The organism is Legionella donaldsonii (genome assembly GCF_900452385.1).
Classification (GTDB): Bacteria; Pseudomonadota; Gammaproteobacteria; order Legionellales; family Legionellaceae; genus Tatlockia; species Tatlockia donaldsonii.
In genome coordinates this window covers 732,106-750,675 of record NZ_UGOA01000001.1, presented here as the reverse complement: position 1 = coordinate 750,675, position 18,570 = coordinate 732,106, and the positions used below count along the sequence as shown (strand labels likewise).

The window sequence follows — 18,570 nt, the reverse complement described above, 5'->3', positions numbered from 1 at the left end:
CTGATTGATGCGCGCTTGCATAGCCTACCCCAGCTCTCTTGGTGCCACCCATAGGAGCGGCTCATTGATGTCTGCTTTATACAGAGTGCGATGGCGCGCCTTAGGAGCCGTCACAGGCGGCTCGTCGGCAAAGCGAGTTAGGACATCCACCTGCTCAATCGTAAGACAACTGTCTTTTGCTGTATTGTTGCAGCTGAAATCGGAATTCATCGTCGCGCAACTACTTAACGTGATGACTAGCACAAGGGGAGTAGTACCTTTAAAACGTCTCATTGCATCCCTCCCTGTGCATGAGTAGTACTCACGCGGTCAATCTGGCTTAAGACCTCATTAGGAACGGTGAAATTGATACTTCCATCGTTGGACGGCTCGTCATTGAAACGGGCTTGTTGAACACTTGCTTCATGAGAGGCATGAGACTCCCCTTCAGGCGTTAAATAAAACCCATCCTTAAACACCACCGTCACCACATTCCCTGCCCCGACCTGAATGACTGGGTGGTACTGCTCGGCACGTTTGACATAGTATTGTGAAAGGGTATCAGCCGCCTTGGCAGCACCTCCATAAGCGGCAAAGGGAGCTATGTGGCTTGATGGCACAGTGGAAGAAGCACCATAAGCGCCAAACTGCTGCACGCTTTGGGCGTATTGGGCCGCTTGCGCAACGCCAGAGAGCGCGCCACTGATGCCTGCCCAGGTCATGACTTTGTTATCCCGCATCAAAGGCTGCCCTTTAATGCCCACCTTGCCATTGAAAAAGACCCAGCCTGAGACCTCTTTGTCGATGATGGGCTGGCCGCGATGCGCGCACGATAGCTTATACAAGGTCGCAAAAGCACGCTCTGAAGAAATATCACCATAGGCATTCGCACTCACCCGACAGCCTCGCAAATGCGAGTGCAAGCCATTGGGCAAGGTACCATCTTCTAAAAATTTAAAGAGCATGACTCCATTGTTTTTCGACTGGCCATTGACCGAGGCATCCGCATCAGCACCGCCTAAAATCACTGCCCGCACCGAGGTGTTAGACGGCACATAGAGGGCGGGATTTAAACGTGAGGACGAGCGAGGAGCTCGTTTTCGAAACGACACCATGTGAATGCGTGGTGTGCTTAGAGCCATTGAACCATAAGCATCGGAGGTGCCTGCCCCATGCCAAAGGGTTGCGTTTTTAATCCCAGGTGTTGGGGCACTGGCTTTTTCTTCCTTCACAATCGATGCCACCTGCTTTAGCTGTTCGTTAAACTCACCGCGAAGGACTTCATTCTGGCTTGCAAGGGCTTCTTCATGTGCGCTTTTTAGTGTGGCTAAGGTCTTCGTTAAATTGGCCAGTTCTTTACGAAGAGCGACCAGTTCCATCTGTTGATTGGTCATGACGTTTTGGGTCACCTTTTCGGTAAAGGAATCGTCGACAACACCGATTAGATCAGGTGCTTTCAGAGGCTTACTGGCCACGCGTGGCGACCCTTTTACCATTAAGGCTGTCATGATGGCTATGACCACGACGAGGAGGCCTGTCAGGGTGAAAAGTCGTCGCACCTGAACCCCTAATACCTTCCGATTAAACTGCCAATCAGCCATGAGCCACCTCGCTGACGCGATAAAGCATGGCGCGCCCTTTGGGCGGGATGGTGGCTTGTGAGAGAGAAATCGCCTTCACATCCTCGGTAATAAAATCAGACGAGGATAGTGTGAGAGGTTCGTTCCCACCATTGTAGATTTCAAGGGCTTCGCCACTGAATACACCAGCCTTCCACTGCTCGCGAGGTAAGAGCGTTAAGCCGCGACTTAAGCGGATAGCCTGGCCATAAACTCGCCCGACACTCACCCCGGGCTTTTGTTCCTTCGCCTTCATGGCCTCAAGAAGGTCTAATGCTCCATTAGGTTTTGCTTCGACCACCGCCTTTTTTAAGGCAGCAGGCGTTGGTGACCTCTCAGGCTTTAATTCAATGGTTTTACCGAGTGATTCTTCACCACTTAAGGTTAACGAAAAATGACGCCCTGCCTCGGTGGTTAAAAACAAGGTGAATGGTTCCTGGCGATTGAGCAAAATATAGACCGACCCATCCTGCTCGTCAGATTGAAGCGCCATAGCCTGTTCAGGAAAGACCGCATCCACGATTTTATCTTGATGGACTAAAAGGCGGTTGTAATTACTGCCACTTATGGTGAGCTGCACATCGGTGTTGTCTTTAACCGTGACACTTGCCGCGTTCACAGACATCACAAACGTCAAACTAAGACTGGCTAATAGTACTCGTTTAGACATGGGATTCTTCCTTTAAACGGTCAAATTGTGTAAGCGTTAAGCGATTGTGGCGATACTGAAAGCGAAGAAGAAAGGTCTTGGTTTCATCCGTGAGTGCGTTTAAGCCTACAAAGCGCTTTAAGACCCCAGTCACCATCGCCGTTAAGGCATGTGGGTCGGTTTGAATCCGACTGATATGAAAGACGGAGGAGAGTTTCTGCGCCTTAATGACTGACGCCTCCTGCTTAAGTTTGAGCAGGAAAGCGGGATAATGCTTACTTGCCACAAAACCCAAAAGCCTTTGATGGCTGCCATCGACGGTTTCAGGGGTTACGTTAAGCCGCTCGTTCATAAAATTTTCAGCCATCAAGCTTAAATAACGGGCATCTACCTGATGAGGGCTGTTGGCATAAGCAACCGTTCCCCCAAAAGGAATAATTTCTACACGATGACCCCGAAAGACCACCCAGACCAACGCACTTAAAATGACATTGGCAAGAAGAAGTCCTACGACAAGACTGACCATTAAATTTAAGCGAGTGCTAAGCTGGTGCTCGCGTGAAGGTTTAAGCATTAGCGTCATGATTTCACCCAGGCAGTCCATACGCGATAATGGGAAGCCGGAAGCTTAGGCACAAAGAATTGGGTTAAAGCATGCGGCAGATACCACCAGACCAGGAGCAAAAGAATGCGAGGGCTCTGTCCTTTTTTAAGGCGCTTAACGACTCCCATCAGCAAGGCGACAGGAAGCAAAGCCAAATAAGTTTGCTTTGCCATCACAAGAACCAAAAGTCCACTGGCCGCCAATATCGCTTCATCAATGGTTAAGGTGAAGTAGCGCTTTGGTGCATCCAGATGGTTTAAAAACTGATAGGCGGCGGTATTCATCACAACTCCTTTTAGAATACAAACGCTTTCAGTAAAAAAGCAGGTATAAAGGCAATGGCTGCCACGCCGATAAAGACCATCGGGTTTTTAGACTTTACCGCCAAGGCGGTCGCAAAAATAATGTCGACTAAGACAAAGACTTTCCAAAACATCGCCCCACTGCCAAAGGATGAGGCAATATCGCCCTGTAAGGCATTCGCCAATAAGTCGCGGCCTTCGGCATGAGCTAGCGGGGATAAAAACAGAAGTCCTGCCGTGACAGCCAGGTGGCGTAAATGTCGGATAATTTTTTTAACTCGTTGGTACATCTTAATCTCCATAACTTTGTAAAAAGGTGAATGGATGTGCGTTTTGCCAATTGTCAGCATTATTCTCACTCCTGTACTCGGCTTAACATTTCAACCTGCGTTTTCAAATCATGCACTTGAGCAATAAAGGGGATGGTGTTAACCGCAATGCTTTTACACCAGTCCCGGCTCCCTGCAATGGCTTGCAACTCATTCTGGCTATACCCTAAATCGGTCAGCGCAAGGGCGAAGCGTTGATAATGGACTTTCATCGCAGCGGCTTTTAAATAAGCGGCTGCAATCTCGATATCACCCTGGCATGGTGATTCCAGGGTTTGGTGGGAAAGCGAGGTCAAGGCTTCAGCTGTCTCACTTAATGCATGTTCCACTATAGGGCGCTCTGGAAAAGCAAGGACGCTGCCAGCTGCTAAACATCCTGCAAGGGGTAAAACAAGTCGTTTCATTGGATAACCTCCTGTTAAAGTACTGTTTAGAAAATTCCGGTTAAGGTTTTTACAAGACCCTGCTCCAAAGCAGATTTGGCCTCAGCAAAGGTCAAATTCACTTTATCGGCATTGGAAACAATACGGGTGCGGTAGCGTAAAAAGTCACTGTCTTTAGTAGACGTCTGATAGGTACCGGATGAAGTGCCATTATCAAGGGATGAACGAAACTGCTCGCGAACTTTTGCACCCTTTCCTGCGCGTTCTGAAATCTGTACATCAGTGATTAGCGTGTAATTAACGTCTTTAACCAATGAGTCCGCAGCAAGGCCTATCACCCCTCCTGCAAGGCCACCGGCAAGGATGGTATTACCATGGTTGGATAAAGCACCTAAAGCGGCACCGGTTCCGGCACCAGCCAAGGCAGAACCAAAGCCACCGCCCAAAGCAGTCTGGCTTGCAGCCACACTCATCTTCCCGACTTTAAGAATATTGGCCTGTAAAAGGTAATGAGCATTCTTTGGATTATTAACTACCTGATAACCCTGCGCCATTAAAGAGTCAGCCAGCGGTTTGGCAAGGTCTAAACGCTCCTGTGAAGTATTCTTCACCGCAATGAAAATCGTCTTTTGATTAGGGGCTACGGGATCTAGAAAAATGGTTTTACTGAGTTTTGTGTCAGTCGTTAATTTGCCATGCTCAAGTACCGTTTGAGTGGCAGCACAACCCATTAGAAAGACTGCAGTTGAACCTAGCAACATCCATTGAATTAAGGCTTTTGTGGTGTCATGTTTCATCATAATTCCTTGTTTATTTATTGTTAAATCCGGCTCTCATTAGCAGCTCGAAAAAGACGTCCTTCTTTCGCGCCATGCGGTTGATGCAGATTTTTTAGTGACTCTATAAGATCCGAAAGAATCGCCATCGTTACTTTATTGCCTTCAATCGCTCTGATTTGAATTTCAATCTCCTCTCCTAGGCGAATCGACTCCCCTACTCCTCTAGTTAAAATCAACATTCAACTCTCCTATCAGTTTTTAAAATAAAAATGCTTTACATTGCTTTATACTCGCTTCCACTACTTCGGCACTCACAGGAGCAACTTTTTCAGGAGTGACATAAACGTTGCTTCGCTTTTTTATGTCACGACAAATGCGAATCAGTTGAGGCAAGCTTGGCGGCATTTCACAAAAATCACGACACTCAACGATGGCTTGATTCAAAACATCATCACTGAACTTGCTTAACCCCTCCATCCATTCTTTTTTAGCAAACTCTAAAAACCCATCGCTTTTGAACTGGCTACGCCACAAATGCCCGTAAAAAACTGCAAAGCGCGTAAACAAGCTCTCAAGCCGCTTTTTATTGCTGCCGGTAACATCGCAGGTTAATGACGTTGATTTGTTCGTACTTGTCTTCACTGGTGCTTCCTGCGTCTTCTTTTTCTGGACTCCAGAATGGATCCACGGTTGTGAATTCAGTATTTGAGCGGCGCTTTGCATTTCTTTCCTCCTGCATTACTTCGATTTTGACTTCATCTTCCCAGCATTTTTGAACCAACCAGTTGCTTGGATATTTCCAAGGTGACACCCATTCACCGTGGACTACTTTTGCATTTCGTGCTTTGATTTGGTTTTCCAGTGATTGCAACATCATTCGTAACAGATGCTCGTCAGGGCTGATTTCTCTGAAGGCTTCAAAAGCACGCTCGCGGGATTTTTTCTCGGGGTATAAATTCCAAAATTGTTCGAAGCGGCTTAGTAAATAAATATAATTATTATCTTTAAGAGGTGTGGCGGCTTTTTGAGGTTCAGCTATGTCGGCTTTTATGGCCTCATCTTCGGAAAACTCATTGCTTACAAGTGGCTCCCCGCGCGAGTTTATGGCGGCTTTCTGTGGCGGGTTTATGGCGGCTTTATTTTGGACAGAACAATGCCTTGAAGCTAAGGGACATTTTAAAATGAGCTGCATGCCATCGGATTGAACTTCAATCATGCCCTCACGTACCAAACCTGAAACTGCACGACGTACTTGATCACGAGAAAAGCTTTGACTTTTAATTCCCTGATGTGGCTCGATGTATAACTGTTCAGATATTGATTGATAACTGATTCGTCGCTTGATACCTGTTATTCCTGTTTTAACATCCATATACGGTCTGATTCCTCTTAGATAAGCCAATTGCTGGATATGAGGTAAGCCACTCATTGCTGCCAGTTCATCTTGGTTTATTAACGGACATTCCGCAGCATGAAAAAGCTAAAATTAGAATTATCCCCAAGGAATTATCGCATTAGTTAAATTGAGAAAAAGATCAAGCCGATATAAGAAAAAGATCACAGCCCACAAGAGAAGAATCAGGTACCCTTGTCTCCCAAAGACCTATTGGAGAGAAGGATGCTGAATCGAGATACAGTAAGTTCAGAGCAATTGGGGCATTTAGGACTTGTTGCAGCAACGATTAGAGAATTAGGGATAATAGAGAGAATTGATGCACGCCTTGAGTTAAATGAAAAAAAAGGAGGCGTGGTAAGCTATGGTCGTCGAGTAGCGGCGATGGTTATCAATGGGTTGGGTTTTATGAATAGCCGGTTGTATATGACGCCGCATTTTTTCCAAGATAAGCCTGTGGCTCAACTGCTTGGTTCAGAACTAGACGCGGCACACCTGAATGATGACAGTCTTGGTCGCTGCCTGGATAAAATCGCAGAATACGGTGTGACCAGGCTTTATTCGGAATTGGCTTTTGAGATTGCCCGAGAAAAAAATTTACTAAGCCAGAGACTGCATTTAGACAGTACAAGCTTTGTTCTTTACGGCCGCTATGACACAGAAGAGGCCGCGCCCGGGATTGCGCAACCAGACTACGGATATTCCAAAGCGAATCGCTCTGATCTAAAGCAAGTGATGCTGTCACTAGTACAAGGAGGAGCTGCGAATATCCCCTTATGGATGGAGGCCTTAGATGGGAATAGTAGTGATAAAACAAGTTTCCAAGAGACGGTTAGGAGGGTGCAAGCGTTTACACAAAGTATTCATGGGATGCCTGATGGCCTTTGTTTTGTGGTTGATGCCGCCTTTTATGTTCCAGAGCAGTTGGCAAGCCTCAATAACGTGTTTTGGATAACCCGAGTACCTGCACAGCTTAATGAAGCCAAAGTATTGTTGAACAAGCCTTGTGATGCTCTGACCTGGGAGCCGTTTGATGCAAACTATCGTGGAAGTGTTCATGAAACGGTTCTTTATGGTATTCCACAACGCTGGGTTTTGATTGAGTCGCAACAGGCGAGGTTGCGAGAGCTAAAGACTTTTCAGAGGCATTTGGATAAAAAATCTCAAGAGCTCATTAAATCCTTATGGCATCTTGGTCACCAGGTCTTTCAATGTCCTGACGATGCAAAGCAGGCATTAAAACCGCTCATCAAATCACTCAAATACCACCAAATTCATTATGAGATTCTACCTGTTGAACGCCATACAGGGAAAGGTCGCCCAAAACCTGGAGCTCAAAAAATGGTGATTGGATATCAAATACAAGCCTGTCTTTCTACCTGTCTGGAGAGGGTGGGTGCTAAAAAAGAAACACTGGGACGCTTTATTTTGGCCAGTAATCAATGTGATAGCTCGCTATTGAATAATCATGCCATGCTTCAACAATATAAAGAGCAATCCTGTGTCGAATCAAGCTTTAAATTCATGAAAAACAATGCCTTCGAACTGGACTCTTTCTTCCTTAAAACACCTGAGCGAATTACAGCCTTGATGATGGTAATGACGCTTTGTCTCATGGTGTACAATTTTGCTCAAGCTCACATCAGGCAATGCTTAAAGGAGCATGATGAAGCACTTCCCAATCAGCTGGGTAAGCCAGTACAAAATCCCACAATGAAATGGATTGCTGAGCTGATGAACGTGATAGCTGTTGTAACCATCCTGACAAACGATCAAAAACATCGTGTGGTAACTAATCTAAAACCAGTACATCAACAAATCATTTCTTATTTTGGTCAGTATGCTCTTGAAATCTATGGACTTGCCGCAGAATCTGCGCGTGGCACAGGCTTCTCCTGCCTGGCTATTGAACAGAATAATTATAAAAATCGTTTATCTTGGTGCGAAACGTAGGATTAACATGTCCATTTACTACTTACATTCCTATTTGAAATTGACCTTCAAAAACTGAATCCTCTTTAAAATGTTGAAAATAATTAATTTTAAAGGCATCCTTACACCTACAGAGCGTATAAATCCACACCATTTATACATAAAATACGTATAATTATTTATTATATACATGCATTGCGTATGAATGTAAAGACATATTGATGAAAAATGCTACTAAAGTAAAAAAAGATAGTTCTGCAATGGGGCAACGCATCAAAAGAGCGCGTATGCTTGCTGGCTTATCTCGAAAAGATTTAGAAGAAAAGCATGGAATCAGTATTCATACGCTCCAATCATGGGAGCTTGGTAGAAATCCATTAAATAAAGCCAAAGCTGCTTCTTTAATAGAAATACTTAATCAATATGACGTGAGTTGTTCAATTGATTGGTTATTAGAAGGCCAAGGAAAAGGCCCATCGGTAATCGAAAATGAATTTCAAAATTATCCATTTCTTGCAGATACAGTTGGTAACCTTCTCGCCTCAGAACAAGCCATACAAAAAGAAATAGACTTCTTTAAAACGAATAACCCAAATGCTGTTGTGATAACGGTCTCAGATGATGCGATGGAGCCAGAGTATAAGGTTGGAGACATTGTTGGCGGGATTAAATTTATAAATCAAAATAAAAAAAATCAATGCGTAGGGCATAATTGTATAGTGGAAACGACCGAAGGCACCTTTTTTCGACGATTCATAAAAAGTGAAGATAAGTATTTATTGGTTTGTAATAACAATAGAACTTCAGTCAGTGATCCCGTTATTTCAGCAGATTCAATTTTATCTATTGCCCCAGTTATTTGGCATCGATGGAAATTTGATGCCTTATCAAGCTAGGGCATACAAGCATTTATGATACTGATTCTTGCATCGACCAATCTATTTTTCTAACTGCATTCACTTTATGCTCTGGCGCCAAATGCGCATACCTCAGCGTCATCGCAATATCAGAGTGTCCTAATAACTCACGAACCGTATTAAGATCCACACCAGCCATCACCAACTTACTCGCAAAATGATGCCGTAAGTCATGCCATCGAAACTGCGTAATATTCGCTTTTTTCAATAGCGATCCCCATGAGCGTTTTACATGGTTAAATGGTTGATTATTTTTACTTGGAAAAACCAAGCCTTCTTTTTTCACTGCTTTTTTGTGCAGATGATCCAAAATTTTATAAGCCTCATCATTGAGCGGAATATAACGAGAATGTTTGTTTTTTGTAATTTCACCAGATAAAATCAATGAGCCTTCTGACAAATTCACCATATCCCAGGTCAAATGAAATAATTCGCCTCGTCTTAATCCTGTATTAATCGACAATAACACCATCGGCATTAAGTAATCACAAGCATCGTCTTCCGAAAGCTCGGGTAATAAATCATAACCTCGCTTTTCTCGCCAGAGGTTTCCATTTTTTCGCATCAGCCGGAGTTGATTGTCTCGTTCGATTAATGCTTCGCGTAAACGTGCTTCTTCTGCAAATGACAGGTATCGAATTTTAGGTGAACGATCGATTTTATAAGGTTTTAACTTACCAAGTGCATTTTCTTTTAAAAAGCCCCATTCAACTGCCTTGGTCATCAGTGATTTCAGCATGGTTATATTACGATTCAAGGTTGCCTTGGAAGTGCATTCATTGAGACGTTTAACGCGCCATTGTTCTACAAGAGCAGGCGTAATTTCCCCCAACGGCTTTGAAAAAAATGCTTTATAACATCTAGTAAGCCCCGCTAACGTCTCTTGACCTCGTCTATGCGTTGATAAAACCCATGGCTTATAATCATTCTCAATAAATTCTTGAAGTGTCTTAGGCTTATTTATCCCTTTTTGTGCAGTTGGCTCAATCCCTTTATTGGCATTACTCAGCACTTCAATAGCCTTTTCACGAGCTTGGGCTGCTGTCATAACACCGACTGTTCCAAGATTAATTTTTTTGCCTCTTTTGTACTGGCATACGTAACGCATGGTACCTGATGGAAAGACTCTTATCATGAATCCTTTTAGATCAAGATCATGAACTTCGTATTCTTTATCTTTAGGAAGCAATTTTTTAATCAGCGTGTTATTGATTTTTGCTTTCATTCTTCTCGAACCATCACCCTTATAGATCTTAATTAAAATCGCTTGCGCGTAAATGCGCGTAAATGCGCGTAAATTTACGCGCAAACGATCTATCATCCATTTTTAGACACATAGGTCGTAGCTTTCCCTATGCCTTGTTGTTTAATTAATAAGTTATTTTTAAGCTTTTTTAACAAATGGTAGGCTTGATCTTTGGTAATACGACAGAGCTCCATAACTTCCAAACGATTAATACTGCCGTGCTGGTTAATATAATTCAAAACCATTTGTTCCTGTTGAATCGGATTAAAACCAACTTGCCGCACGTAAGCTGATTTTTGACCAGTCTTTTGATATACACTAGCACTCAAAGTATAAGTTCTACCCTGACGAACCCCATGAGCCTCCACCAAGCCGAGCTCAACAAGCTTTTCAAGAGCACCTTTCGTGACCTGTGTAGATTTCTGTGTATGACGAGCTAAATCAACTACATCTACTCGTCGCTCCGTTCTCAACCTGGATAAAATAATCAAACTATCAATTGGTAATGCTGAGCCGATCTGTTTTTCTAGTTGAATAATCATTTCTAAAAAATTAAAATCGGGAGCCGCATTTGAAAGAAATAATGTAACCACTGTTGAATCTGACATGCTAAAATCAGGAACAGGTCGCCCGTAACGCAACATGCCTTCGTAAATACGATCAATGCCTCTTCCTGTTCGCTCAGCCAGTCCAATCCGCTTAATGATATCTGCAAGTAAAGGATTCCGTGAACGCGGCGAAACCACAAGTATATTTTGCAATGTAACACCTTCAACAAATCCGCCTGGACTAGAAATCATTAATCCATTTTCATCCATACGAACATGCACTGCCCCCAATCGTGAATAATCACGATGAACTAAAGCATTAACAAATGCCTCACGAAATGCATGTCGATCATAATTTGGGACGGGAACACGGAAAAGATCAACTTCAAATTCCTGTTCAGTCACTCTTGCACGAAACAGTTGATCTACTTCTTCAAATATGTGTAATAACGGCTTACGAAAAAACTCATTTACTCTTACTTCTGTATGATCCAATACTTGAAATGCAACCTCGTGAGCGGGTAATAAACGCCGAAGGTCTTCCTCACGACCAAGCAGTAATAATCCGGCTAATGTCGGACAAGATTTATTATTTTGAGTAACCGTTAATCCTAAAGCCCCGTCTAATTCCGCATCTTTAAGAGAGAGTAATATTTGATCCCCACCATATTTTCGGATGATTTCTCGTATGCGATGCCGCTCCATTGGATTTAAATCATCCACAGAAAGCTCATTGATAACCCGGGCTGAAGGATCTATTAATCCCAGAGAGGATTGACGTTGGATAAATTCATGAGGATAAAATGGAACTGCTTCAGGTCTGCCGTTTAACATTAATCGGCGGCGAAGCAACTGTCCTTCAGATGTTGATGTTAAATGACTCACCGCTGGAACAAAAATCTTAGCTATTTTTTTTCCATCTACAATTTCAGAAACAATTTTTACGGATAAAGGCGGATTAGTACGGCTTGCAATAAAAGCCTCAAGACCTAATAGGTTGTTATGTGAAGGATGCAAGCCAGTTACCGTCCCATCATCCTCTACTCCAAGCAATAAATAACCACCATCAGTGTTAGCTAAGGCGACAATAGCTGCTAGCAAATCTCGATCAGGCAAACATTTTTTATCACTCTTAAATTCTAAAGTAAGGTTTTCACCTTGAGATATCAATGCCATTATATCAGATTGATTGTCGTCCATTTTGTTAGGTTCCTATTGCCCTGTTGCTTCAAAAATAATTGTTGTGAAAATAATTTAACATATCCATGTGAAAGGGTTCTTAATTACACCTAAGCTTTTAGGGATCCGCGAAAACACCCCTTTTAGCAGTTGACCAAGAACCACCTTATTTCGGTGGTTTTTTGGTTTATAGAACCGACAAAATTCTCCTCCTGCTTCATCCTTGCTTTTCAAATACCCTGGACTTTATCATAGTTAATAACACACCGAAGTAATAAAAATCCTATTTTTGATGACAGGGTGCACATAGGGTGCATTTTCATTGTGGAATGTAACATAACAATATATCAGTGTACATCATGAAATTGCCAATAACCCATGAATAGCAAGGGGTTGTTGTTCATGGAGATATACAGAAACATATTAAGAAACAATCAGGATCGCCTTCGGGAGGCAGGGGTCGCAGGTTCAATTCCTGTCACTCCGACCATATAACTCAATGAGTGAAAACATTTCCCAGCCCCAAAATTATCTAAAAGGGATTATTCCCACCCCAACCCAATAAGCACCAGGTTTCATTTAAATGAGACTATAATTTAAACAAGGTGTTATTGAGTCAAGTCCCTATGCCTTCACTTCCTCAAGAAATCTTAATTGCAAAAGCAAGCCAATGGCAAAGCCGTTTTCGGGGCAATACTGCCGATTTCAATGAGGAGGTAACGAATAAAGGAGTTTGTTTAGGTTTAAGTGTTTGGCGTCTGTATTGCACTTTAACTGGAAAATACAAGGAATATGAGAATCTATTAAAATTGATTTATGAAGCGGATCCTCTTGCAGACAACATCAGTCCTGAAGTACATCAAGCGTTCGAGACTTTTATCCAAAACACGATTTGGCTGCATCGCACGCTAGGCATTGAAGCAGGCTCCACTCAATCTCATATGCAAGGCGCTTTAGAAACATTATTTAAACGAAAAGGAGAGGCTTTTCCCCTCACCTATCATCATCAATTAGCTGGTGTTCTTAGCGAAGAAGAATTGAAAGCCTTAGTGTCAACTTATTTAACCATTAACCCCAATTTACAACAAGGTGTTGGTTTTACACTAGGATGCCATGAACATGCTATATCGATAACACGAGTTGGTAATCAAATTGAAGTAGTTGACCCTGCTTATGGAAAAGTCTGGTCTATTGAAATACCACAAAAGGAAACCGTTGAAGATAAAGCGGCAGCACTTAAAGCTGTAGTAAATCAAATGTTTGTAGAGCTACTCGGTAGCGCTCTGCATTTTGATGAAGCCCAGTTTCAAGGGACTTACCACGGTGTTCGTATGCATGTATATTCTCGCTTACACAATCCAACTCCAGCGGTATTACCTACTGTTTATCCCCCTGCGAACGAATTATTAACCCCAATTTATGAAAAAAGAAAAGATTCACTTGCACAACAGGGTGCTCACTCAAAGGACAGTGCATTAGATTTCGCCATTCAAAATGGAGATTCAAAATTAGTGCTTTATCTTGAACAAGCTCTAGGTCATGAGAAGCTAGAGGCTTGTAAAAAACACGCATTGGCAACGGCGGTATCATACGGGCAGTTTGAGTTTGTAAAACGTTATTATAAAAAAGAGCACGTGGACCAAAATGTTATGGTCGAAGCCTACTCAAATGGTGACCCGCAGATAATTAATTTTCTTCTTGAAAAAGGACATCGTTTTGAGAAAAACGCCTTTGAGTATGCCCTTGCAGAATCCGCACGTAAAGATCAAGGCTATACTTTTAACCTACTGATGGAGTATTACAATAAATTCCACACCGAGCAAGCGGCCTTAATCAATCCTGCTCAATTAGCCACAGCGGGTAAAGAGCGCATGCCCTTATTAAATATCGCTGCGAAACATTCAAGCATTGAAGTAATGAGAATGCTCTTAAAAGCAAACGTTGATTTATCCTTAACCGATGCATCAGGAAGAAATTGCCTGCATTATCTTTCTCCTCAGCAAACAAAACTTTTTGTCGATATTGCAACTCGCAAGCCTGAGTTATTACTTACTAAAGATAAAAAGGGTCAATCTCCCATCTTTCGATTATATAAAGAAGGAAAGGAGGCAAGTGAACAAATTTGTGCACTACTCATAAAAAAAGGAGATTGGTACGAAGCTTATATTCTCGCTTTAATTCACAATAACCAAAACCTGATCAAACAATGTCGCGAGAATATTCCTTTTTCTACAATGCTTAAGCAGGGGGGCGATTCAAGAATAGGAACAAATCGTTTTGTCGAACTATGCGAAAGAACTCAATTTGAGGCTGGACGAACAGCTCCTTTTTTTCAAGCATTAGCCGGCATGAATTATAGAGAGCAGACTCAAGATACATTGCATGATATTTATCTCTTGGCCCTTAAACATGCTCATAAGGAAACGATTTCCTCCGTATTACAAGTTCCGACCTTTGATCAGAATGCACTCTTTAAAAAAGGCCCTATTGTTGCTTTACACCCATGGCCTCAACTCACTCAGAGACCTGAGTTATTTGACCTCATTGCCTCAAAGGTAGATATCAGCAAGTTATCGCAAGACAGTTTAATTGAATATTATTTACTCGCCTTACAGCATAAAAAAATCGACCTTTGTAAAGAAGTCAGTAGCCGTATTGTGGATAAAAGTACTCTTTTGCTTAAAAGTCCACGGAGTGGGACCGATCCTTATGATTTTTTTGAAAAAGATGAAAATCTTTTTAATCAAATAATAAAACCGATACCTATAGATGGTTTAAAATCGGAGGCTTTAAACCAAATATACAAACTAGGATTACTGCATAATAACCAAGCGATTTACAGTAAATGCATTAAAAAATTACAAGAAGATCCCCAGTTTGTTGCTCGTACTGATGATTTAGATTGGTGTTATCAGAAGAAAAATCGCATTCTATTTAAAGAGCTGTTTGCCATTAAGGCCGTTAGCGAAGAATGGTGCAAAAGAACCTTTCTGACGTCTATGAATGAAAATAACTATGAGGTAGCCGCTGCCATCTTAACGAGGTTCCCTCAGTTGGTGAATACTGAAATTGATAACATTAATGGTAACCCTCAATTGCCTTTGTGGGTTGCAATCCACAAACAAGATGCCGCGCGCTGTCAATTTTTACTTGCACATGATGCAGATCCCTACAAAAAAAGACTTAGTGTGACTTTAATGGCAGAAGGACAGCGACGTGAACCCTTAAAAAAACTATTTGATTCCCATGAGGCAAGTATTAAAGAAACGCAAAAGCAATTTTTAGACGTCTTCGAACAATTAAAAGAACATAAGCAATGGAACCTAAAGCAAAAATACGGATTCTTTGGTGATTATGTTAATGCTATTTCGTTACCACTCGGTAATAACAAAGTATTGCATTTACCTAGAGAATTAAAAGAAACTTTAGAACTTATCCAGAAAGCATGTCAGGAAACGAGCCTTCCCCTGCTAAAAGGACATGCGAACAAATTAACTCTAGGTATTAATGCACTTCCAGACAAAATAATGCCAGTGGCCTTAAAACAAAAATTGATAGAAGCAATGCTCCCCTTTAAAGTAGTTGCTCCTGCTCATAGAGAGGCAATACAACCAATGAGGGCGGGACCTGCTTAATCCCAATCATCTTCAAAATTTTTCAAAAATTCCTGCTTTAGTCAACCTAGTTCATTCACTCTTTGAATCTGAAAACAAGAACTCAACCTAGGTTGCATCTCATAAGGAAAATAATTTGTTGATTGAAACAGCCACTTCTTGAGCAATAAGGCGATGTGACGTGCTGAAAGAAACTGTACCACCATTAAGGCCTCCGTTAATCTCAGGAGAGAAGGATAGAAGGTTATTTGCTTTATAATGGTCGGTGATCGCATAACTGTAATTGAACTTCAGGAACCAGGTAGAATTCACGTAAAACGCTATACCAGCTTGTACTGCACCGCCCCATACCCATTTTGTATTGGAAAAACCATCGAGATTACCTGCGTAAAGCCCAGAAACTGTATCAGCGCTTACATCGACCGTGTGTTTTGTTCTAAACACAGCAGGACCGGCTCCGAGGTAGATAAAACTATTGGTTAATGAACGACCAATAAATAGCGGTAACATGAGTTTATCATTCACTCTGGTTTGGATAGAGCGAATACTGATTTCATCGCTAACGTTAACAGAGGGGTTTATAAAATTGATGGAAGTCCCTGGCTCCTGGAACTGGTTATAACTGGTTATTTTTGCTCTTGAATATTGATATAACAATTCAATCCCCCACAACCATTGACCGCCATTAATAGGTTGAAAATAACCTAGCTGGCCTTCTGGAGCGAATACTTCTTTTGTTCTTGAGTAAGAACCCGTTGCCCCCGAAAACAAGCCTATAGGCACAAAACCACTAGTCGCATTAAGACTCCCCGACATCTCTGAATTAACGCGGAAAAAATTATAGCTGCCACCCAAACCAGCGAAAAAACCTGTTTGATTGTCTGGGATAACGGCAGTAATTTTGTTAGTCGAGGCAAACGTTACTGAAAGAAACAAACTTAAGATTGATAGACACCATCCCGTATATTTCAAAGCAAACCTCCATGTCATTCACTTAATAAAGCAGCAGTGAAACACACTGTTGCAGTTCAAACACTTAGTAGTAACAATTGCTCAGCTTATCATTCGGACAATTGCATTTTCCAGCAAAGGTAATATGTCCGGCACTATCAATTGATTGCACTGTACTGGTGCAAGAGGGGTTCCCTCTAATTGTGATTGTTGCACCTGGAAATACAAGATATTGCGGCCAGGGCGCTCCTGGCAAACTGCTTTGTTTGCCATCACTATTCAGTGTGACGGAAACTTCGCTACCGGTAGTTGGGTTCTTTTGCTTAATAATAAGCGTATAGGGATGCGCAAAACCTACGATGGTCAGCAAAGATCCTCTTGAAAATCCTTGGCATCCCGTCGCTGAAACTAATTTGTTCGTAGGGACAAGTCCTGCCCCCTTTTGAGTACAATTGGAATCAAAAAGACCATAGTGCCCTTCGGCACTGCTGCTACCCTTGTTTGGCTCATCATAAGCCTCAAATGCCAGAACACCAATTGAATACCCTGAGTTAGCAACAAAATTAGACGTGTTGGCTTGATAAAGCGCTGTATAATAGGCGGCTGCATTGGCAACAGAGGGAACACAGGGGCCCGGTGAATTACAGGCATATTCGGTGGTCGTCCCCGCAGTTGCCCAACCTGTTTCTGCTGCCAAAAGAACACGGCCGGGTGTATAAAATGGCTGTTGAGCAGCCGCAGGTAAAGCCGGTGGATTTGCTGAACCTACAACATGAATATAATCCCAGGCTAATGAATTGTTGGGTTGAACCGTGGTCGCTAAAGGTGGAACCCATACAGCTTGATTTGCGGCCACTCCCCACTGAAAAGGATAAGGATCAAAAGCCAATGGCGCATCAGCTGAATAACTGTTGGCTAAGGTGATCATGTCATTAGAAATGGCAACGCTGGGTGTCACCAAATTGCCACTAACGAGCGCTGAGCTAACTGGTGTAGCAAGACCAGCCGTAGTCAATGTACTTTTCAGCGCATTAACTGCTGAAGTTAAATAAACTATGTTTGAGGTAACAGGGTTGTTGCAGGGTGAAATTGTATTGCCAGCCTCACAATAATTTTCATGCCCAGCCAATACGAGAACGACCGTATCATTAAAAATCGGTTGGGTTACCTGGCTAATAACTGCATTGAGAGTGGCCTGAGCACAAGGAATATAGTCTTGATTTGCAGGAGGAACAGGGCAGGAACCGCCGCTGTAGGGTGAATCCGCAGGTTGTTGGGGTATAACCGCCTCATAAATGACTTTCATTCCTAAAGCATGGGCTTGATTGATAATATCAACCCATGAATAAATGGTCGTCTGATACGAACGAACTGTACTAAATCCCGCTTCTTTCAATTGAGCCAGCTCTGCGTAGACGTTAGTAATCGGTGTACCCTGGCTATTATTACCTACGATAAAGACATCATGATTATTTAACGGGACGTTGCCTGCATAATGATTCGGTTGATAATCCACACCAATCAAGCCATTAAAATTAAAGGCTGCGAAAACCTCTGATACCCAAAAAAAGAATGCACATAAAAATAATAATTTTTTGAACTGATACAACATATAATTCGTCCTTATCTTAGTGTTCCTTCACTGTTGTGATCTATCAGCGCTCAATGATTAAAGATGTTATTCTGAATTGAATACTGAGTATAGAGAATCTTTCAAAACTATTAATGCATCCAGACAAACCAGAGAATTGCAGATTCAATTCTTGCCACTGGTAAAATAAAAATGAATTAGATATAAATTGAATTACCATCTAGAATAAAACTAACTTATCTACACGACAAGGGATTGCCATGGTCGATAAAAACAAATTAATTAAATCAGCGATGACTGCTTTTTTAGTGCTGGCAGCAACACCCTCTATTGGTACTACTAACTCAAATGCAAGTGACCCATCGGCTGCTCCCGCCACAGAAAAATGTTATGGTGTTGTTAGAGCAGGATTCAATGATTGCGCAACAGCAACCTCTTCCTGCGCGGGGTCTTCGACTAAAGATGCACAACCGGATGCTTTTGTTTTCGTTCCTCAGGGGCTATGCGAAAAATTGGTGGGTGGACATTTAACGGCTGATAAGAAATCTTAATTAA

At 42.3% G+C, this 18,570-nt stretch carries 20 protein-coding genes; 5 read left to right on the top strand and 15 right to left on the bottom strand.

Going from position 1 to position 18,570, the window contains the following annotated elements:
* Positions 1-24 precede the first annotated feature (24 nt).
* Genes DYC89_RS16670 through traK form a run of 3 tightly spaced genes read right to left on the bottom strand, consistent with a single transcriptional unit; the run spans position 25 to position 2,235 of the window.
* Positions 25-273: a TraV family lipoprotein gene (locus DYC89_RS16670; RefSeq protein ID WP_115220528.1), complete on the bottom strand. Its 249-nt coding sequence runs from the start codon at positions 271-273 to the stop codon at positions 25-27.
* Entirely contained in the window at positions 270-1,538 is a 1,269-nt protein-coding gene (locus DYC89_RS03545; protein ID WP_245953942.1) for a TrbI/VirB10 family protein, read from the bottom strand. The genes DYC89_RS16670 and DYC89_RS03545 overlap by 4 nt, the downstream gene beginning before the upstream one ends.
* A 34-nt stretch (positions 1,539-1,572) precedes the next feature.
* The gene (gene traK / locus DYC89_RS03540; protein ID WP_425451537.1) at positions 1,573-2,235 is read right to left on the bottom strand and encodes a type-F conjugative transfer system secretin TraK; all 663 of its coding nucleotides are present in this window, start codon (positions 2,233-2,235) and stop codon (positions 1,573-1,575) included.
* On the opposite strand from traK, the gene DYC89_RS16920 reads away from it, so the two are divergent.
* A complete protein-coding gene (locus DYC89_RS16920; protein ID WP_425451565.1) occupies positions 2,198-2,284 on the top strand; it encodes a hypothetical protein in 87 nt (28 codons plus the stop codon). The two genes, traK and DYC89_RS16920, sit on opposite strands and share 38 nt — an antisense overlap.
* Here the strand turns inward: DYC89_RS16920 and traE are convergent.
* The 8 genes from traE to DYC89_RS03500 form a co-directional block, all read right to left on the bottom strand.
* Positions 2,261-2,830, bottom strand: a complete 570-nt coding sequence (traE, locus tag DYC89_RS03535) for a type IV conjugative transfer system protein TraE (RefSeq protein WP_115220525.1) — start codon at positions 2,828-2,830, stop codon at positions 2,261-2,263. The two genes, DYC89_RS16920 and traE, sit on opposite strands and share 24 nt — an antisense overlap.
* On the bottom strand, positions 2,827-3,135 hold the full coding sequence (gene traL / locus DYC89_RS03530; RefSeq protein ID WP_115220524.1) for a type IV conjugative transfer system protein TraL: 309 nt from the start codon (positions 3,133-3,135) through the stop codon (positions 2,827-2,829). Before traL ends, traE begins: the two co-directional genes overlap by 4 nt.
* Positions 3,136-3,146: 11 nt before the next feature.
* Positions 3,147-3,443 (bottom strand): hypothetical protein, encoded by a 297-nt coding sequence (locus DYC89_RS03525; RefSeq protein WP_245953941.1) that lies wholly within the window; start codon positions 3,441-3,443, stop codon positions 3,147-3,149.
* Positions 3,444-3,508: 65 nt separating this feature from the next.
* Positions 3,509-3,886 (bottom strand): hypothetical protein, encoded by a 378-nt coding sequence (locus DYC89_RS03520; RefSeq protein WP_115220523.1) that lies wholly within the window; start codon positions 3,884-3,886, stop codon positions 3,509-3,511.
* Between the two features lie 26 nt (positions 3,887-3,912).
* The gene (locus tag DYC89_RS03515; RefSeq protein ID WP_342767869.1) at positions 3,913-4,665 is read right to left on the bottom strand and encodes a complement resistance protein TraT; all 753 of its coding nucleotides are present in this window, start codon (positions 4,663-4,665) and stop codon (positions 3,913-3,915) included.
* 20 nt (positions 4,666-4,685) lie between these two features.
* Positions 4,686-4,883 (bottom strand): carbon storage regulator, encoded by a 198-nt coding sequence (locus DYC89_RS03510; RefSeq protein WP_115220521.1) that lies wholly within the window; start codon positions 4,881-4,883, stop codon positions 4,686-4,688.
* A 19-nt stretch (positions 4,884-4,902) separates the two neighbouring features.
* A complete protein-coding gene (locus tag DYC89_RS03505; protein WP_115220520.1) occupies positions 4,903-5,211 on the bottom strand; it encodes a Vir protein in 309 nt (102 codons plus the stop codon).
* Between the two features lie 16 nt (positions 5,212-5,227).
* Positions 5,228-6,073: a hypothetical protein gene (locus tag DYC89_RS03500; protein WP_115220519.1), complete on the bottom strand. Its 846-nt coding sequence runs from the start codon at positions 6,071-6,073 to the stop codon at positions 5,228-5,230.
* 189 nt (positions 6,074-6,262) lie between these two features.
* Here DYC89_RS03500 and DYC89_RS03495 point away from each other — a divergent pair, with 189 nt between their 5' ends.
* Both DYC89_RS03495 and DYC89_RS03490 read left to right on the top strand, forming a co-directional pair.
* Positions 6,263-7,990, top strand: a complete 1,728-nt coding sequence (locus DYC89_RS03495; protein ID WP_115220201.1) for an IS1634 family transposase — start codon at positions 6,263-6,265, stop codon at positions 7,988-7,990.
* A gap of 200 nt (positions 7,991-8,190) precedes the next feature.
* Positions 8,191-8,865, top strand: coding sequence for an XRE family transcriptional regulator (locus DYC89_RS03490; protein ID WP_115220518.1), 675 nt, complete (start codon positions 8,191-8,193; stop codon positions 8,863-8,865).
* 13 nt (positions 8,866-8,878) lie between these two features.
* Here the strand turns inward: DYC89_RS03490 and DYC89_RS03485 are convergent, their stop codons facing one another.
* Together DYC89_RS03485 and DYC89_RS03480 are read right to left on the bottom strand one after the other, a co-directional pair.
* On the bottom strand, positions 8,879-10,111 hold the full coding sequence (locus tag DYC89_RS03485; RefSeq protein ID WP_115222640.1) for a site-specific integrase: 1,233 nt from the start codon (positions 10,109-10,111) through the stop codon (positions 8,879-8,881).
* Between the two features lie 92 nt (positions 10,112-10,203).
* Positions 10,204-11,880, bottom strand: a complete 1,677-nt coding sequence (locus DYC89_RS03480) for an ATP-binding protein (protein ID WP_115220517.1) — start codon at positions 11,878-11,880, stop codon at positions 10,204-10,206.
* Between the two features lie 605 nt (positions 11,881-12,485).
* Between DYC89_RS03480 and DYC89_RS03475 the strand changes: the two genes are divergently transcribed.
* Positions 12,486-15,494, top strand: coding sequence for an ankyrin repeat domain-containing protein (locus DYC89_RS03475; protein ID WP_115220516.1), 3,009 nt, complete (start codon positions 12,486-12,488; stop codon positions 15,492-15,494).
* Positions 15,495-15,593: 99 nt separating this feature from the next.
* Here the strand turns inward: DYC89_RS03475 and DYC89_RS03470 are convergent, their stop codons facing one another.
* Positions 15,594-16,445, bottom strand: coding sequence for an outer membrane protein (locus DYC89_RS03470; RefSeq protein ID WP_245953940.1), 852 nt, complete (start codon positions 16,443-16,445; stop codon positions 15,594-15,596).
* Between the two features lie 64 nt (positions 16,446-16,509).
* Positions 16,510-18,036 carry a glycosyl hydrolase family 17 protein gene (locus DYC89_RS03465; RefSeq protein WP_115220514.1) on the bottom strand — a complete coding sequence of 509 codons (1,527 nt, stop codon included), beginning with the start codon at positions 18,034-18,036 and terminating at the stop codon, positions 16,510-16,512.
* A 239-nt stretch (positions 18,037-18,275) separates the two neighbouring features.
* On the opposite strand from DYC89_RS03465, the gene DYC89_RS03460 reads away from it, so the two are divergent.
* A complete protein-coding gene (locus DYC89_RS03460) occupies positions 18,276-18,566 on the top strand; it encodes a DUF2282 domain-containing protein (RefSeq protein WP_115220513.1) in 291 nt (96 codons plus the stop codon).
* Positions 18,567-18,570 lie beyond the last annotated feature (4 nt).

What these genes read in the sequence shown, in the direction of transcription:
- DYC89_RS03520 (WP_115220523.1), bottom strand. Translation starts at nt 3,886, where the DNA reads ATGAAACGACTTGTTTTACCCCTTGCAGGATGTTTAGCAGCTGGCAGC.
- DYC89_RS03500 (WP_115220519.1), bottom strand. Translation starts at nt 6,073, where the DNA reads ATGAGTGGCTTACCTCATATCCAGCAATTGGCTTATCTAAGAGGAATC.
- DYC89_RS03460 (WP_115220513.1), top strand. Translation starts at nt 18,276, where the DNA reads ATGGTCGATAAAAACAAATTAATTAAATCAGCGATGACTGCTTTTTTA.
- DYC89_RS16670 (WP_115220528.1), bottom strand. Translation starts at nt 273, where the DNA reads ATGAGACGTTTTAAAGGTACTACTCCCCTTGTGCTAGTCATCACGTTA.
- DYC89_RS03510 (WP_115220521.1), bottom strand. Translation starts at nt 4,883, where the DNA reads ATGTTGATTTTAACTAGAGGAGTAGGGGAGTCGATTCGCCTAGGAGAG.
- DYC89_RS03525 (WP_245953941.1), bottom strand. Translation starts at nt 3,443, where the DNA reads ATGTACCAACGAGTTAAAAAAATTATCCGACATTTACGCCACCTGGCT.
- DYC89_RS03480 (WP_115220517.1), bottom strand. Translation starts at nt 11,880, where the DNA reads ATGGACGACAATCAATCTGATATAATGGCATTGATATCTCAAGGTGAA.
- DYC89_RS03495 (WP_115220201.1), top strand. Translation starts at nt 6,263, where the DNA reads ATGCTGAATCGAGATACAGTAAGTTCAGAGCAATTGGGGCATTTAGGA.
- DYC89_RS03485 (WP_115222640.1), bottom strand. Translation starts at nt 10,111, where the DNA reads ATGAAAGCAAAAATCAATAACACGCTGATTAAAAAATTGCTTCCTAAA.
- traL (WP_115220524.1), bottom strand. Translation starts at nt 3,135, where the DNA reads ATGAATACCGCCGCCTATCAGTTTTTAAACCATCTGGATGCACCAAAG.
- traE (WP_115220525.1), bottom strand. Translation starts at nt 2,830, where the DNA reads ATGACGCTAATGCTTAAACCTTCACGCGAGCACCAGCTTAGCACTCGC.
- DYC89_RS03515 (WP_342767869.1), bottom strand. Translation starts at nt 4,665, where the DNA reads ATGATGAAACATGACACCACAAAAGCCTTAATTCAATGGATGTTGCTA.
- DYC89_RS03465 (WP_115220514.1), bottom strand. Translation starts at nt 18,036, where the DNA reads ATGTTGTATCAGTTCAAAAAATTATTATTTTTATGTGCATTCTTTTTT.
- DYC89_RS03490 (WP_115220518.1), top strand. Translation starts at nt 8,191, where the DNA reads ATGAAAAATGCTACTAAAGTAAAAAAAGATAGTTCTGCAATGGGGCAA.
- DYC89_RS03475 (WP_115220516.1), top strand. Translation starts at nt 12,486, where the DNA reads ATGCCTTCACTTCCTCAAGAAATCTTAATTGCAAAAGCAAGCCAATGG.